At 43.2% G+C, this 16,106-nt stretch carries 13 protein-coding genes; 9 read left to right on the forward strand and 4 right to left on the reverse strand.

What is annotated here, in order from left to right; translation table 11 throughout:
* The first annotated feature begins 99 nt into the window (after positions 1 to 99).
* The 4 genes from ACHEVO_RS09725 (at position 100) to ACHEVO_RS09740 (ending at position 6,460) form a co-directional block, all read left to right on the forward strand.
* On the forward strand, positions 100 to 3,069 hold the full coding sequence (locus tag ACHEVO_RS09725; protein WP_394124777.1) for a valine--tRNA ligase: 2,970 nt from the start codon (positions 100 to 102) through the stop codon (positions 3,067 to 3,069).
* A gap of 172 nt (positions 3,070 to 3,241) precedes the next feature.
* The gene (locus ACHEVO_RS09730; RefSeq protein ID WP_394124778.1) at positions 3,242 to 4,363 is read left to right on the forward strand and encodes a hypothetical protein; all 1,122 of its coding nucleotides are present in this window, start codon (positions 3,242 to 3,244) and stop codon (positions 4,361 to 4,363) included.
* A gap of 107 nt (positions 4,364 to 4,470) precedes the next feature.
* Positions 4,471 to 5,145: a hypothetical protein gene (locus tag ACHEVO_RS09735; protein WP_394124779.1), complete on the forward strand. Its 675-nt coding sequence runs from the start codon at positions 4,471 to 4,473 to the stop codon at positions 5,143 to 5,145.
* 19 nt (positions 5,146 to 5,164) lie between these two features.
* Positions 5,165 to 6,460, forward strand: coding sequence for a VWA domain-containing protein (locus ACHEVO_RS09740; RefSeq protein WP_394124780.1), 1,296 nt, complete (start codon positions 5,165 to 5,167; stop codon positions 6,458 to 6,460).
* Positions 6,461 to 6,552: 92 nt separating this feature from the next.
* Here ACHEVO_RS09740 and ACHEVO_RS09745 read toward each other — a convergent pair whose 3' ends face one another.
* Positions 6,553 to 7,449 (reverse strand): ABC transporter substrate-binding protein, encoded by an 897-nt coding sequence (locus tag ACHEVO_RS09745; protein ID WP_394124781.1) that lies wholly within the window; start codon positions 7,447 to 7,449, stop codon positions 6,553 to 6,555.
* 235 nt (positions 7,450 to 7,684) lie between these two features.
* On the opposite strand from ACHEVO_RS09745, the gene ACHEVO_RS13425 reads away from it, so the two are divergent.
* From ACHEVO_RS13425 to ACHEVO_RS09755, 3 genes are all read left to right on the forward strand, one after another.
* A complete protein-coding gene (locus tag ACHEVO_RS13425; RefSeq protein ID WP_449301509.1) occupies positions 7,685 to 7,888 on the forward strand; it encodes a hypothetical protein in 204 nt (67 codons plus the stop codon).
* A 269-nt stretch (positions 7,889 to 8,157) separates the two neighbouring features.
* Positions 8,158 to 8,580 carry a YbaN family protein gene (locus ACHEVO_RS09750; protein WP_394124782.1) on the forward strand — a complete coding sequence of 141 codons (423 nt, stop codon included), beginning with the start codon at positions 8,158 to 8,160 and terminating at the stop codon, positions 8,578 to 8,580.
* 243 nt (positions 8,581 to 8,823) lie between these two features.
* Positions 8,824 to 9,033: a cold-shock protein gene (locus ACHEVO_RS09755; RefSeq protein ID WP_045453470.1), complete on the forward strand. Its 210-nt coding sequence runs from the start codon at positions 8,824 to 8,826 to the stop codon at positions 9,031 to 9,033.
* A 240-nt stretch (positions 9,034 to 9,273) separates the two neighbouring features.
* On the opposite strand, the gene ACHEVO_RS09760 is transcribed toward ACHEVO_RS09755, so the two are convergent.
* Positions 9,274 to 10,395: a YeiH family protein gene (locus tag ACHEVO_RS09760; protein ID WP_394124783.1), complete on the reverse strand. Its 1,122-nt coding sequence runs from the start codon at positions 10,393 to 10,395 to the stop codon at positions 9,274 to 9,276.
* Positions 10,396 to 10,620: 225 nt separating this feature from the next.
* Between ACHEVO_RS09760 and ACHEVO_RS09765 the strand changes: the two genes are divergently transcribed.
* Complete coding sequence (locus ACHEVO_RS09765; RefSeq protein ID WP_394124784.1) at positions 10,621 to 11,556, forward strand: LysR substrate-binding domain-containing protein; 936 nt, start codon at positions 10,621 to 10,623, stop codon at positions 11,554 to 11,556.
* Between the two features lie 120 nt (positions 11,557 to 11,676).
* On the opposite strand, the gene ACHEVO_RS09770 is transcribed toward ACHEVO_RS09765, so the two are convergent.
* Together ACHEVO_RS09770 and ACHEVO_RS09775 are read right to left on the reverse strand one after the other, a co-directional pair.
* On the reverse strand, positions 11,677 to 12,138 hold the full coding sequence (locus ACHEVO_RS09770; protein ID WP_057761630.1) for a universal stress protein: 462 nt from the start codon (positions 12,136 to 12,138) through the stop codon (positions 11,677 to 11,679).
* Positions 12,139 to 12,237: 99 nt separating this feature from the next.
* On the reverse strand, positions 12,238 to 12,699 hold the full coding sequence (locus ACHEVO_RS09775) for a universal stress protein (RefSeq protein WP_238052790.1): 462 nt from the start codon (positions 12,697 to 12,699) through the stop codon (positions 12,238 to 12,240).
* 296 nt (positions 12,700 to 12,995) lie between these two features.
* Here ACHEVO_RS09775 and ACHEVO_RS09780 point away from each other — a divergent pair, with 296 nt between their 5' ends.
* On the forward strand, positions 12,996 to 16,061 hold the full coding sequence (locus ACHEVO_RS09780; protein WP_394124785.1) for an insulinase family protein: 3,066 nt from the start codon (positions 12,996 to 12,998) through the stop codon (positions 16,059 to 16,061).
* The last annotated feature ends 45 nt before the right edge of the window (positions 16,062 to 16,106 follow it).

The raw sequence follows: 16,106 nt of genomic DNA on the forward strand, positions 1-16,106 counted from the left end.
GCGTTAAAATCACACTATCAACTATTTTTCCTGTTTTTATAGCGTTTTACGCTATCTCATTTTGACCACATTCATTATCAACAATAAGATCACCCTATTATGAGCAATCCTAATACCGATACCAGCATTGATAGCAATGCGAAAAACAATCTGACCCAGTCGATCCAAGCGGCGCTAAGCCAATTAGAGAGCGCCTATAACCCTGCGGAAGTCGAAGCAGGTATGTATCAAGGCTGGGAAGAAAGCGGCTATTTTCAGCCGACTTTTGATAAAGACGAGTCGTTTTCTATCGCGCTGCCACCGCCGAACGTCACTGGCTCGCTACACATGGGTCATGGTTTTAATAACGCTATTATGGATGCGCTCACCCGTTATCACCGCATGGATGGTGACAATACGCTATGGCAACCAGGTACGGATCATGCGGGTATCGCAACCCAGATGGTCGTTGAGCGTCGATTAGAAGCGCAAGGTATCAAGCGCCGTGATATGACACGTGCAGATTTCATCGATAAAGTATGGGAATGGAAAGAAGAGTCGGGCGGCAATATCACTAGCCAAATTCGCCGTTTGGGTAGCTCGGTTGACTGGTCGCGTGAGCGCTTTACCATGGATGATGGTCTATCCAATGCGGTAAAAGAAGTGTTCGTACGCCTGTTTGACGATGGACTTATTTATCGTGGTAAGCGTTTGGTGAACTGGGATCCAAAGTTCCAAACTGCGCTATCTGATTTAGAAGTAGAAAACCATGATGAAAAAGGTAGCCTATGGCATTTCCGCTACCATTTCACGGATACAGAACTAACTACTCAAGATGGTAAAAACTATCTTGTCGTTGCCACCACGCGTCCTGAGACTTTACTCGGTGATACCGCTGTCGCCGTTAATCCTAGCGATGAGCGTTACGCGCATTTAGTCGGTAAAACCATTACTTTGCCGATTACGGGCCGTGTCGTGCCTATCGTCGCCGATGATTATGTCGAAAAAGACTTCGGTACGGGTTGTGTCAAAATCACCCCAGCGCATGATTTTAACGATTATGAATTGGGTCGTCGCCATAGCTTGCCATTGATTAACATCCTTGATGAGCGCGCCAATATTTTGCCAGCGATGGAAGTTTATCCTGACTTGCAAACACGTGAGCCAGAGCTAGAGACCACGCCGAGCGAATACGCAGGACTTGAGCGTTTTGCTGCGCGTAAGTTCCTTGTAGAGCAGGCAGGTGAGCAAGGATGGCTAGAAGATATCGAAGACTATGCACTAAAAGCCCCGCGTGCTGAGCGTGGTGGCACGATTGTTGAGCCGTGGTTGACCGATCAGTGGTATGTCGCGGTCAAAGAACTTGCCAAGCCTGCGATTGACGCAGTAGAAGACGGCAGCATTGAGTTCGTTCCTGCGCAGTACAAAAACATGTATATGGCGTGGATGACCGATCTGCAAGATTGGTGCATCAGCCGTCAGCTCTGGTGGGGACATCGTATCCCTGCATGGTATGACGATGCGACAGGTGAAATCTATGTCGCCCGTGACGAAGCTGAAGTACGCACTAAATACAACCTAAGCGACGATGTAAAACTGCGCCAAGACGATGACGTACTCGATACGTGGTTCAGCTCTGGTCTATGGACATTCAGTACGCTTGACTGGGCAGACGTCAACGCCGATCCACGCGTGATGGACACTTTCCACCCAACCAGCGTGTTGGTGACAGGTTTTGATATTATCTTCTTTTGGGTTGCTCGCATGATCATGATGACCATGCACTTCGTGAAAAACGAAGATGGCACGCCGCAAGTACCGTTTAAGACCGTCTATGTGCATGGTCTGGTACGTGATGGCAACGGTCAAAAAATGTCAAAATCAAAAGGTAACGTCTTAGATCCGATTGATCTAATCGACGGTATTGAGCTAGAAGCACTGGTCGAAAAACGCACCAGCAATATGATGAATCCAAAAGACGCGGCCAAAATCGAAAAGCAAACGCGTAAAGAGTTCCCAGAGGGTATCCCAGCGTATGGTACCGATGCGCTGCGCTTTACCTTTACCTCATTGGCCAGTACTGGCCGCGATATCAACTTTGATCTAAAGCGTGTTGAGGGCTATCGTAACTTCTGTAATAAAATCTGGAACGCTAGCCGTTTTGTCCTGATGAACTGTGTGGATGGTGAAGGCAGTGCTAAGCCTATCGACCAAGCGGCGAACCCTGACGTATGGGAATTACCAGAAAAATGGATCATGAGTCGTTTGAACTCTAGCATCAAAGACATTCATCAGCATTTTGCTCAGTATCGTCTCGATATGGTCAGCCAAGATATCTATGAGTTCATCTGGAATGAGTACTGTGATTGGTACGTTGAGCTTGCCAAAGCCAGTCTAAATGATGACTCGGTGTCTGACGAGCGTAAAGCGCAAATTCGCTATGTGCTGCTACATGTACTAGAGACTGCGCTACGCTTCACCCATCCAATCATGCCGTATCTGACTGAGCAAATCTGGCAGACCATCGCGCCGCTACTGGGTCGTAAAAACACCGACAGCATCGTGGTCGCTGACTATCCACAGACCGATGCCAGCCAAATCAGTGAGCAGGTTGAGGCGGATATGGCGTGGCTACAAGAGCTAATCGCGAGCGTCCGTAACATCCGTGGTGAGATGAAATTGGGCAATGCGGTACGTCTGCCAGTGCTACTACAAAACGTCTCTAGCGATGAAGATGCGCGTCTGTCACGTATCAAAAACCAGTTTAAAGCGCTTGCCAAAGTCGAGAGCCTAGAGATTGTCAAAGAAGGCGATGAAGTGCCGCTATCGTCATCAAGTATGGTCGGTCAGCTACGTGTACTCGTACCGATGAAGGGGCTAATCGATCCAACAGCTGAGCTAGCACGTCTGGACAAAGCGCATGAAAAACTGCAAAAGCAAGCCGATGGTATCGCGCGTAAGCTAGGCAATGAAGGCTTTGTCAGTAAAGCACCTGCGGAAGTAGTCGATGCTGAGAAGGCGAAACTGGCTGAGCTAGAAGGGCAGTTGACGGCGATGACGGCGCAGATGGAGCAGTTGAAGGCGTTGTAATGAAACGGTTGTAATAATCTGATAATGGTAAAAAACGCCTCCGTAATGGAGGCGTTTTTTTTGGATTGGTAGTTGGTTTTTTAATAATTAGATAAATAATTGTGTGGTATTATTCGACTATATTTTATACTTCATTATTACTTTTTCAAGGTCAATGTATATGACGTGCAGCATGCCAGATTGTAAAAATGAAACATTTGAAAATTTAGATAAGTGTGCGTTGCACTGTTCTTATAATGATATTAATATAAGAAAATATTTAGATTATGAATCAACTTTTAGAAAGGAGTTTCATCAGTATATATTAAATAAAATAAAAAAATTCAATAGACATAAAGAAGAAAATAGTGAAGAAGAGAAAAAGATAAGAAATGGAATAATTAATAATATTAAAAATATAAATAAAGGATTTATTGATCAAAATATTGAACTAAATAAGATTTTAGAAGATAATGAAGTATGTATAGAAAATATAGAGTTTCCCGTTTTTATAGATGAATATTTATGTGGATACGGCTATGTGCTAAAAAATGTAGGAAAAGTTTTTTTTAAAAAATGTAAATTTTATAATATCTGTAAAAGCGAAGATAGTAATATTTTTTACGAATATTGCTTATTTCTGGATAAGTTAAATATATATGCAGACTCGATTTTCAATGAAAATGATGAATTTTCTTTGAAAGTAAATGCAGGTGATAGAGATTATAGATACAATAGATGTGTTTTTAATAAAGATGTAAGTATAGAAAATTATAAAAATATAAACCTGATAACTTATAATATATTTGATAGGTGTGAATTTAAAAAAGATGTATCTATAAAGAAAGTAAAAGTAGCTAAAATATTTTTGAATATTCCTGAGTATAAAAAAGAAGGCAGGATTATTGAAGAGTATGAAGTAGCTGATTATAAAGAAAAGGAAGAGATAAATAATATATTTACCTTCAAAAAAATAAGTATATATGAGTGTGAGTTTTTTTACAAATTCAAAATAAATGGTATAGGAAAATACGATAAGAAAAAGTATTTACAAAGTAAAAATAGAGGAGGTGATAGTCTACATATACCTAGTCTAGAAATAAAAAGTCTTAAGATAGAAGATACTAAGTTTAAAAGTAAGTTTGAAGTAAAAAATGCTACATTGGAAAAAATGGAGTTTTATGATTCTAATGTAGAGGGTATTTTTGATATAAGCGAGTGTCGTATAAAAAAAGCTAATTTTTATAAAAGTATATTTGAAGAGTTTGCAGTTTTAGTAACGTATATTTTGGAGACGATACTGAGAAAAATATAACAGATTTTACAAACACTACCTTCAAAGAGTTTTCTAGCTTTAGAGAAGCTAACTTCACCTCAGGATTGAGGTTTTCTCAGGCAAACACAAAGCAAGAGCCTAATTTTTTGAATGCTGATATAAATACAAAGTATACGGATAGAGAGACCTTAAGAATAATAAAAAACTCATTCGAAAAAGTAAATAATAAGATAGAAGCAAATAAATTTTTTATATCTGAAATGAAATATTATAAAATAAATATTAAGAGTAACATTTCTGATAAAATTCCTTTTTTTTATCGCGCTAAGATCATCTTGTTAGTTATCATATTAACGATAGTATTATTGATTTCTATAAAAATGTGGATGGCTTCGCTAGTAATCTTCTTGCTTTTGTTTATTGTTACATTAATAGCATTTTTCTCTTTAGATGATTTCTCAAGCTATTTTGTATTATGTGCTAATTATTATATCTCTAGATTTGGTGAAAGCTATATTCAGCCTTTTATAATATTCTTATCTTCGATAGGTGTTTACACTGGTATCTTAGAAGTACATAAATATATTTTTAGTGAGGAACCTATAGCAAGGTATGTTGTATCACTTAGAAATTTTGTAACACAAGACTGGTTTATATTTCTATCAAAACTTTTAAATGCTTGTGCCGCCAATGTTCCTCTATTCAGTAAGGCACTTGAAAAGAAAAGCGGTATAGAATTTATCAGCCTACTGTTTTTTATATGGTTCGGCATACTCACATGGCAAATCATTATTGCTGTTAAACGAAATACGCAACATTAAATAAGATTGGGATGACACCATGAACCACCTCACCGTTGGACAACGCGCGCCTTTAAGTAATCTTGCTATTGACGACACCGCGCCCATCACGCTTAAGTTCACTCGCCAAAGCCCAATAGAGATGGATATCAGCTGCTTTGCCTTAGATGCAGCGGGCAAGCTGATCAATGATGATTACATGGTGTTTTATAATCAGCCAACCTCACCTTGCGGGCAAATCAAGCTTACCCATTACGAGTCACAGCCAACGGCAAATAAAGGCATCCAAGCCGAGTTTGAGGTTAATTTATCCAAACTGGATGCGAATATAGACAGCTTGTTTTTTGTGTTATCAGCCGACACGCCGCTGAATCAAATTCAATCGTTAGAGATTGGCATTTGGCAGCAGTCGCAAAAAGCGCAGGCAGAATATCAAGCAGCAGACTTTGCCCAGCAGCAAGCCAGTATGTTGATGCAGCTTTATCGTAAGAGTGGGGTTTGGCGAGTATCTAACGTCGCGCAAGGCTTTAATGGTGGACTTGCCGCTATCGTCCAGCATTTCGGTGGCGATGTAGAAGAGAGCAGCCCACAAGTACTCGAGCCGACCGCCACGCCAGTTCAAGCAAAACCGTCGTTAGAGAAGGTCATGCTAGATAAAGCGCCAAAACTGGTCAATCTGGCCAAAAAAGCCACGATATCGCTTGAGAAACGCCAATTGCAGCAATTAACCGCAAAGGTAGCATTGGTGTTAGATGCCTCAGGCTCAATGAACAGACAGTACAAAAAAGGCCGCGTGCAAGAGGTAGTCAACCGCATATTGCCATTGGCAGTGAACTTCGATGACGACCAAGCGTTAGACTGCTGGGCGTTTGCCCGAGATCCGCAGTATTTGGGCGAGATTGGACTGAGCAACTATGATGGTTTTATCAACAACGCTCATGGCGGTTGGCGCAAATGGGCACTTGGCCCGCGCATCAACAACGAAGCCGAAGTCATGAAAGCCGTGACGGAGTTTTATCAAAAGGACGGCTTGGATGTGCCTGTCTACGTGCTATTTATCAGTGATGGCGGGGTAAATGACAATCGCGGTATCACCAGAGTCATGACGGAAGCGGCGAAACTGCCGATATTTTGGCAATTTGTAGGCTTGGGTGGTCGTGGTTATGGCATTCTAAAAAAACTAGACGACATGACAGGGCGCGTGATTGATAATTGCGACTTTTTTGAACTAGATGATTTGGACGACATTAGCGAAGAAGCCTTGTATGAAAATATGCTAGAAGAGTTCCCAATGTGGCTCAAAGAAGCGCGCCAACTGGGTATCGTGCAGCAATAATTTTATGATTCGATTACAGCTCAATAAAAAACCGCCACAGCAAATACGATGGCGGTTTTTTACTATTCAAAATATTGTAACTTCTAAAATCTCTATAGCGCCCAAAGCGACTGATATTGCTCATCAGTCAAGGTCACGATATCGATTTCGGCCAGCATCTCACGCAGCTCTTCCCACTTACTTGCACTTGGTTTGATTGGCGTGACTAATCTACCCAGCGTATTATCAATGATGGCATCCATCAGCGCATCGACTTCGGTTTTACTATAGTCGTAATACATACGGTGGGCAGTGGCTGGCTCATTTTTACACAGTTCGGTCATTTGATTGGTCACTTGGATAAAGGTATCTATTGCGTCTTTTTTCGCGCTATAGATCTCATCTGTCGTCAGAATCTCTAACGCCGAAAAGTTCGGATAGGGTGACAGATGCTGATCGATAAAGGTAAAGTCTAAACCCTCATGAGTTGCCTCAACACCCTCAAAGTTATAAAAGCATAACCATGCACCATCTAGGCTTGGGTCTTCTTGCAGATTTTTTATATGATAAAAGTCTTTTTGCACAAAGCTCACATTATCACGGCTGATACTAAAGCCATTTTTTTTGGCATAGCGCGCCAATATCTCAAAGCCAATACGATTGGTTTTTTCTTCAGCAGCAGGGGTGCAGATGCGAATCGGCTGATTGTTTTTTAATTTATTCATGCTAGCGCGTTGCATTAATATGCCGCCATCGGTCTCAAAAAAGCAGCCTAGCGCACGTAGATTAGGCGCGTAATGTTCAAACAGATGGATAGGCTCATTGACATGCAGATCGATGCTCTGGTTCTGTAGTTCGGCAAAGCCATCATAGTGGTCATCTGGCTCGATGATAGTAATATCAAGCCCTGCTTGCTCATATGCGCCCGTGGTCACACCAGCGATAAAGGGCAGATGATCAGGGTTTAAAAACCATTCGAGGGTCAGTGTAAGTTTGGTAGTCGGCTGCATGGTTGTTTCCTTTTTAAGTATAGAAAACAATCAGACTGATACGATTAAGTAAAACAAGAAAGGCCAAATAAGAAAGGTGAAGTCTCGATGCTAACTGTCAGATGCTCGGCGTTTGATATGGTTATCACCAGTACATCGTATATAGACTGCGCTTATTTATAGACCTCTGAGGGCGTGTCACGCTTGTTTCCTACGTCAGTGCTAACTGCTTCAGGTTCACGGGTATGTCTCAGCGATGATGTGGGCTGTATCTACAGCGTTAAATCAAAGCACCCCGACAAGATTGATTGGTATTGCATTGTTTTTGATCAGTACTGCTAATGTATCCGTACTGCTAATGGCTATTATCGATAGCTACTGCGTCATCATAGACGACTTACAAGATGGGATGCAAGCGTATCGGGAAAGACGATGGCAGGTGATGACTGATGTTCGATAGTCGTGCTTTATAACAGCTGTTGCTTATCACGGCTTTTTATAAGCGCTTTCAATCGACGTGTTAATAGAAGAGTACAGCATTTATTATTGGTACTTACCCAATTACTAACCAAACACACCTATCAATAGCAAAAACCTTATATAAACAGTCTTGTGCACAGACGGGCGATGTTGCATGATTAGCCTTCTATGCCGCTGCTTATCTAATAGGCGCTATTCTAGACAATCGACATTTGGCATAACTGACAACTTATACGACCGACAACTTATATGACCGACAATAAAAAAGCGTTCTATTACCGACCTAAGACCGATCAATCCAACAGCCCTATGCTGCGTTGGACCTTTGTGACGCTTGGTTGGCTGTTTTTTATCTTAGGTATTATCGGTATATTGTTGCCAGTGATGCCCACCGCGCCTTTTATTTTGCTAGCAGCAGGTTGTTGGGCACGTAGTTCTCGACGCTTTCATTTTTGGCTGATTAATCATAAATATTTTGGCAAATTTGTCCGTGATTGGGAAGAGAGTCATGCCGTTCCGCTTTATGCTAAGTGTTTAGCGACGATTATGATGGCAGCATCAACAATTATGTTATTTTATCGTTTACCTGCCGATATGATGTGGGTGGCATGGGCGGTAGCCGCTGTCTGTAGTGGGGTAGCGATATATTTGTTCCGTTTACCAAATGCTTAAATCCGTTGCAATTTGCGCCAAAATCGGTCAATAAACGGCTCTGGTTACACGAAACATGAGATAAGACTTGCGATACTGGGATGTACCCCTTATAATACGCCCAAGCTTAAGAGCAGTTCTGCACCAAATCATTACCTCGTAGTATTAGTTATAATCCTTCGTTTTAATATTTATCGTTCAGTAGCTATTTGCAAGCGTTACCGGTCACTAGACCATTAATAAATTTAAAAGTAGGATTATACTATGTCAGACGTTCAAAAAGGTACAGTTAAGTGGTTCAACGAAGCTAAAGGCTTTGGTTTTATCGCTCCAGAAACTGGCGCAGACGTTTTTGCTCATTACAGCGAAATCACTGGTTCAGGTTTCAAAACTTTGGCTGAAGGCCAAGAAGTTGAGTTCACTGTAACTCAAGGCCAAAAAGGCCCACAAGCACATAACATCGTTGCTATCTAATTTGTCTTTATAGACAGATAGATGAATAGATGTAGAAAAGCGAACCTTCGGGTTCGTTTTTTTTCGTCTGCTATTTAATATTTAAGATATGAGTACTTAAGCGAGTAGAAGTCTTATTTGAAAGGTTTTAATTAATCATATTAGACCGCGACCAATGCAAAAAGGCCTCCGACTATAGATAGTTGGAGGCCTTTTATATTATGCAGTGAAGTAAGAAGCTAAAAATAAAAATTCGGATTACTACATAAAGCTAATGCCGATATTAATCAGACCACCGCCCAGTATTAACCAGCCAAACATAATAGCACCCAAGATAAGCGGTCTAACGCCAGCTTGCTTGATCGCACTTAGATGAGTGGTCAAACCTAATGCAAACATAGCCATCGTCAGTAATACATCATCTAGAATCACCATATTGCGTACGACACTCTCAGACATCGGCACCCAAGTATGTATCAACACAATGCCGATAAAGATAAACGCGAACCATGGCACTTTGACTTGTTTGACCCGAGTCATAAATGACTCTGTCTCGTCTTTATTATCTTCTTCTACAGCTGCACTATCTACGGTGCGCTCTTTGGTTAGCGCAAACGATAACACAAGCAGGAAAGGCGCGAGCATCATAACGCGTATCATCTTGGTCACGACAGCAGTATCGCCAATCTCGGTATTGATTGCATTGCCCGCGACCACGACTTGCGCTACTTCATGGACGGTTGAGCCAGTATACATGCCGTACTGCTGGGCGCTTAGCCAAGGCTGTAACCAACCAAGATGATATAAAAAAGGATATAGCAGCATTGCGATAGTGCCAAAAACCACTACGGTTGCCACGGCAATAGTGACTTTGTGAGCTTGCGCGTTGACAACTGGCTCTGCAGCAATGACGGCAGCAGCACCGCAAATACTCGCGCCTGAGCCAATCAAAATAACCGTTTCTTTATCGACTTTTAACCATCTAGTACCTAACCAATAGGTCAGCAAAAAGGTTGACGTCAATACGAGCGCGTCAGTCATAATTGCTGGCATACCCACGCTAGCCACTTGCGTCATCGTCAGCTTAAACCCATAAAACATAATGGCTAAGCGCAATATTTGACCTTTGGCAAAGCAAACGCCGCCGTTTAAACGCTCAGTGAATTTGGGATAGATGGTATTGCCTAATATCATGCCTAGCAAAATCGCTAGCGTTAAAGAGGATAGTCCAACGATACGGCCGTTTGACCAGATATCCAAACTGTTGTCCAACCATAAGCAAAACAAACTACCAATCAGAACAACTACCAATCCCGTTAAGTGACGTTGATTGGGGGTATAGTTGTGAACGGAGTTGCTGACTGATTGGACGAGTGTGTGCATGACGCGGCATCCTATTACTTATATTAAGATAAGCTTATGAATAGACAGTATATGCCCGCCACATTTATAATAAAAACAGATTAATAAGATATAAACTATCGATTTTTTAGGTTAGTGTCTATTATAGAAATAGATATACCGCACATGAGTAGCGAAGAAAGATACGCATAGTGAATAAGACAGGCTAAAAACTGACATAAAGCAACATAGGGCATTATTAATATTATGAAAAAATCTGTGCAGACAATGCCAAAGATTACGCTTAAGCAGCTTGCTGTTTTTGTCAGTATTTATCAGACAGGCAGCACCAGTCGCGCCAGTGAGGAGCTACATTTATCACAATCAGCAGTTAGCAGCGCACTGACAGAGTTAGAGTCTAGACTACAGATGCCGCTATTTGAGCGCGTCGGTCGCAGGCTCAATCAACACCCCAATGCCCATCCCATTTATATACAGGCACAGGCTATTTTGGGGCAGTCGCTCACGCTTGAGCATTATCATCAGTATCAAGCAGGACAGATTCACATCGGTGCCAGTACCACTATCGGCAACTACGTGCTGCCATCTTTACTTGGTAAGCTGTATGAGGCGCTGCCCGATGCCAATGTCGATATGTATATTGCCAATACGCAAGAGGTAGTGAGCGAGGTTGAACAACTAAATATCGATATCGCGCTGGTAGAAGGAATGCCGCGTCCAGTAGATATGAAAGCCATTGAGCAGCGTGAATGGCGTACCGATACGCTAGTGGTATTTGCCAAGCGCGATAGCAAGTGGCTGATAGATATCGCGGCCTATAATGATGCGAATAAGTGTTACGAGCTTAGTATCGAACAACTGGCACGATTACCATTATTGGTACGAGAGGCAGGCTCAGGTACGCGGCAAATCATCGATGAGCAATTACTAAAGTATCTACCCAATGTAGAAGTGGTAAAGGCCATACATCAATCCGAGGCCATCAAACACATGGTGAGTGCAGATATCGGTCTTGGTTGTCTATCGCAGCATGTGATTGAGACGGAATTGGCGACAGGTGAGCTGGTACAAGTAAATGTAGCGGGAATTGATTTATCGCGTACATGGTGGCTGGTCTGGCACAAAGCTCGGCACCAGAGCCCCATTTGGCAAACCTTTATAGATATTATTCAACAAGATTAAATGATGAGATTGTATGAACCTAAAATCTATTAGCCATAAAAAAGCGCAGCGTTGTAGTTTACGCTGCGCTTTTTTGTTTAGGATATGCTCTAGATGACATAAGACAATCAAAGCGTATTGTTATGCTGAAACAGGCTTGTCCAGTCGCACTACGAAGCTATCGCAAGGTACATTGGGCAAGATATTATCTGCTGTCGCGCCACTGATCCATGCAGCGATACCAGTACGCTTATGACGTCCGATGACCAATAGATCGACATCGTGTTTATGACAGTAGCTGACGATACCTTCACTGCTAGAAATGGCCGTCGTGACTTCCGACGTTGCTGCATTTAGCTGATTGCGTTCAAGGAATTGCGCCAGCTTTGCACGTGCTTCTTGGCAGCGTTCATCATCAATCTCATCGTATAGGCTAGAGGCAGGCACCAGCTCATAGCCGAAGCCAACCATGGTGTCTTTGACAATATGCAAAACAGATAGCTTAGAGCCTGGACGGTTTTCGACGATGCGCTTGGCCTTTTGGGCGACTATATCTGCATCAGAGAGTAAGTCGGTGACCAGTAAAATATGTTCGTAACTCATAGCGTCTTCCTCATGTCAGATAGTATTTACTATAGCACTACTCTAGGGCGCTGTTAAGTAAAGCTTGTCGTCTTTAACAGCGGATGGGAGCGATGCCAATTATTCCAAGACAGGCTGATCAAGTTTCACCACTAAGCTGTCGCAAGGGACATTTGGCAAGATACTATCGGCAGTGGCTCCAACCAACCAAGCAGCGATACCATGGCGCTCATGGCGTCCAATGATAAGTAAATCGACGTCTTTTTCACGGCAATAGTTAATGATACCTTTGCTATTAGAGATGGCAGCGGTGACCTCAGAGTTGATCGCTTCTAGCTCGTTACGTGCCAAAAATTGCGCTAGCTTAGCCCGTGCTTCTTGCCACTTTTCACTATCGACATCACCCGAGAGGCTAGAGGACGGCACGAGCTCGTAACCGAAGCGAACCATGTCATCCTTGACTATATGCAAGACAGACAGTCTGGCTTCAGGAGAGCCTGCGAGAATACGCTTGGCTTTTAGCGCCACTTTGTCCGCATCAGACAGCAAGTCAGTGACCAGTAAAACGTGTTGGTAGCTCATAAAATACTCCACTCCTGTTAATAGTTAACTTTATAGTAGCAGCGCAGGCTGTCTTTGTTAAGTGATAAATCCATAATAAAATTGTGGATATTGATGAATTTGTAACTATAAGGGATTAATAGTTAAAGTTGATAGCCGCGTAGATTATGTGGTGGATTATTGCATGGCTGTTGCCTTGACTTATCCATGTCGCAGCCCCACTAATAGCGCTAAGCCAACTCTTTTTTAGCCAATTTATTACTCTATTTTCCCTGACAGTCAGGGCACTATACGCATAATAAGCGATAAGGATAACTATGACGGACACGCCATTTACTGCTGATTTAACCTTGCATCCAGCATTTGAGCTGATTGAGCATCGCCATATTGAGGCGCTATCGATGGATGTGCTGATCAGTCAGCATGTAAAAACAGGAGCGATGCATTATCATTTGGCACACCCAAGTGATGAAAATGCGTTTTTGGTCGGTTTTCGCACCCAGCCAATGGACTCAAAAGGCGAGGCGCATGTTTTAGAACACGTGGCATTATGTGGTTCGAATAAATTCCCAGTACGTGATCCATTCTTTTCGATGATTAAACGCTCGTTAAATACGTTTATGAATGCGATGACCGCAGCCGATTGGACGGCCTATCCGTACGCGACGCAAAACAAAAACGACTATTTTAACTTGCTCGCTGTCTATCTAGATGCGTCGTTTTTCCCCAATATCCATCCGCTCGATTTTGCCCAAGAAGGCATCCGTGTGGAGCTTGATGAAAATGATAAGCCGCAGTTTAAGGGTATCGTTTTTAATGAAATGAAAGGCGCGATGAGTGGCGAGATTGATCAGCTATATCATACGGTTGCCCATCATCTGTTCCCAACGACGACCTATCACTATAATTCAGGCGGAGATCCTGCTGATATTCCTGACTTGACGCACACTGAGCTGACCGAGTTTCACCAGAGCCATTATCATCCGTCAAACAGTGTCATCATGAGTTTTGGTAATATTCCTGTTGCCGAGACGCAAGCGAAAATACACGAAGATGCTTTGATTCAATTTGAAGCAGGCAAGAAGCATGTATCGCGTCCAGAGCAACGTTTGTCTGCACCAATCAGTGCGGTGGATACTTATACTGCTGACGAAGCTGGCCCAGATCAGACGCATCATGTGGTTGCTTGGTTGCTACCATCGATTACCGATCCTAAGCAGCGCTTAGCATTGCGTCTATTAGAAGGCGTATTGATTGAGCATGCAGGCTCGCCATTGCGTGCTTATCTTGACAGCCATCCACTAGGTAAAGCGCCAAGTCCGCTATTGGGTCTTGATGACAGTCATTATGAGATGGTCTTTTATACGGGACTGCGCGGCTCTAACCCTGAACATGCCGAAGCGGTTGAGCAAGGTATTATCGACTTACTGACCGAAGTAGCCAATTCACCAGTCGATGATGAGACAATCGAAACCATTCTGCATCAGATTGAAATTGATCAGCGTCATATTGGTGGCGATAGCATTCCTTATGGTCTAAATCTTATGCTAGAAGGCTTTAGTACCGCCATTCATGATGGCAATCCTATCGACGTTTGGGAAGTAGACGAGCACCTACAGTGGCTACGTGAGCAAGTCGTCGATCCACAGTGGCTACCGAACTTGATTAAGACGCATCTATTGGACAATCAGCATCGTGTACGCGTAACGATGACGCCTGATAGCGAAAAAACAGCCCGTTTGGCAGCAGCTGAGCAGACTCGTTTGGATACTATCGCGATGGATTTGACCGCTGATGACAAGGCTATTTTGAAGCAACAAGCCTTAGATTTGGCTGCACGTCAAGCTGCGCCAGATGATTTAAGCTTATTACCAAAAGTAGGTCTAGAAGACGTCCCAACCGATATCAGCTTTAAAGAAGGCACGCAAAAGCAGGTGCGTTTGAGCGGGCAAGACAGCACGCTATTTGAATATGAAGCTGGCACTAATGGCATTTATTACTATCAAGTGATTGTTCCGCTTACTGAGGCCATCGGTAATGCGAGCGCAGATGAACTACCAGTTAATGATGTAATTAATCATCCATTGCTGCCTATCTATTTAAGTCTATTGTCTGAGCTAGGTACGGACTCGCTCAGCGCTCATGAGATGCAGGCCAAGCAGGCCGCGCACTCTTCTGGTGTGACCGCTCGTATTAGTCAGCGTACCAACGTCGATGATAGCCAAGCGATTAGCAGTTATTTTGTAGTGGCAACGCGTGCGCTAAATCGCAAGCCTGAAGCGATTGATTTGCTCAAAGAAGTCATGGAGCATAGTATCTTCTCTGAGCATGACCGTATCAAAGAAATCTTGCAACAGCGTCAAGCAGGTTGGCAGTCAAACCTAGCGGGCTCAGGGCATTCTTATGCCATGCAAACGGCCAGTCGTGGTATGAGTCGCCAAGCGCAGTTGGAATATGTGCGCAGCGGCCTACCGGCATTGAACGCACTTAAAGATTTCTTGGTACATGCTAGTACAGATGATATTCAATGGGATCAATTGGCTACGAGCTTGATGGATTTACATCAACGTCTGATCAGTTTGCCTAAGCATGCCGTTATTATCTGTGAAGCAGAGCAAACCGAACGTTTAAGCAGCTTAATCGTCGATAGCTGGAAAGACAGCCGAGCGACGACCTCTTCTAATGATTTAACCAAGGTAGCAGCAAATATCCCAAGTGAGTTTGCAAACCTGCAATTAGATACTGCGTTAAATGGTGCGACTGATACAGTCAAAGCATTAGAAAATGGGGCGGCGCTCGAGGTTGCAGATCTAGCTTGGCTAGTACCAACCAACGTCTATCATAACGCCAGTGCTTATACCGTACCTGCTGCTGACCATCCTGATACCGCTGCACTCATGGTATTGGCGCCTTACTTACGTAACGGCTATTTGCACAGTGCGATTCGTGAGCGCGGCGGTGCCTATGGCGGCGGTGCAGGTTACGATGCCAACGCTTGTGCTTTTAAGTTCTTTAGCTATCGTGATCCACAGTGCGCTGAGACCTTTGCTCACTTTGACGCCAGTATCGAGTGGTTATTAAACGAGCCACAGACCGATGAGCAATTAGAAGAAGCTATCTTAGGTATCATCTCAGGTATGGATAAACCGGGCTCTCCTGCAGGCGAAGCAATCAAAGCCTGCTTTGCAAATCTACATCATCGCGGTGTCGACTGGCAGCGTAAAATGCGTGCGTCGATATTAGCCGTCACGGTTGCTGATTTGCAGCGCGTTGCCAAGCAATATCTGCAAGGTCAAAAGCATGTACGTGCAGTGCTAGCGCCTTACGACAAAGAAGAGGCAGTAAAAGGTCTTGGCTTTGAGGTTTGTAGAATAAAGAGCTAAGACAAGTAGGTTTGTTCTTGATTAAAAGTTAAGCACAAAAAAGCC

The organism is Psychrobacter nivimaris (genome assembly GCF_043419765.1).
In the GTDB taxonomy this organism is placed as follows: Bacteria; Pseudomonadota; Gammaproteobacteria; order Pseudomonadales; family Moraxellaceae; genus Psychrobacter.

What these genes read in the sequence shown, in the direction of transcription:
- ACHEVO_RS09725 (WP_394124777.1), top strand. Translation starts at nt 100, where the DNA reads ATGAGCAATCCTAATACCGATACCAGCATTGATAGCAATGCGAAAAAC.
- ACHEVO_RS09730 (WP_394124778.1), top strand. Translation starts at nt 3,242, where the DNA reads ATGCCAGATTGTAAAAATGAAACATTTGAAAATTTAGATAAGTGTGCG.
- ACHEVO_RS09740 (WP_394124780.1), top strand. Translation starts at nt 5,165, where the DNA reads ATGAACCACCTCACCGTTGGACAACGCGCGCCTTTAAGTAATCTTGCT.
- ACHEVO_RS09745 (WP_394124781.1), bottom strand. Translation starts at nt 7,449, where the DNA reads ATGCAGCCGACTACCAAACTTACACTGACCCTCGAATGGTTTTTAAAC.
- ACHEVO_RS13425 (WP_449301509.1), top strand. Translation starts at nt 7,685, where the DNA reads ATGATGTGGGCTGTATCTACAGCGTTAAATCAAAGCACCCCGACAAGA.
- ACHEVO_RS09750 (WP_394124782.1), top strand. Translation starts at nt 8,158, where the DNA reads ATGACCGACAATAAAAAAGCGTTCTATTACCGACCTAAGACCGATCAA.
- ACHEVO_RS09755 (WP_045453470.1), top strand. Translation starts at nt 8,824, where the DNA reads ATGTCAGACGTTCAAAAAGGTACAGTTAAGTGGTTCAACGAAGCTAAA.
- ACHEVO_RS09760 (WP_394124783.1), bottom strand. Translation starts at nt 10,395, where the DNA reads ATGCACACACTCGTCCAATCAGTCAGCAACTCCGTTCACAACTATACC.
- ACHEVO_RS09765 (WP_394124784.1), top strand. Translation starts at nt 10,621, where the DNA reads ATGAAAAAATCTGTGCAGACAATGCCAAAGATTACGCTTAAGCAGCTT.
- ACHEVO_RS09770 (WP_057761630.1), bottom strand. Translation starts at nt 12,138, where the DNA reads ATGAGTTACGAACATATTTTACTGGTCACCGACTTACTCTCTGATGCA.
- ACHEVO_RS09775 (WP_238052790.1), bottom strand. Translation starts at nt 12,699, where the DNA reads ATGAGCTACCAACACGTTTTACTGGTCACTGACTTGCTGTCTGATGCG.
- ACHEVO_RS09780 (WP_394124785.1), top strand. Translation starts at nt 12,996, where the DNA reads ATGACGGACACGCCATTTACTGCTGATTTAACCTTGCATCCAGCATTT.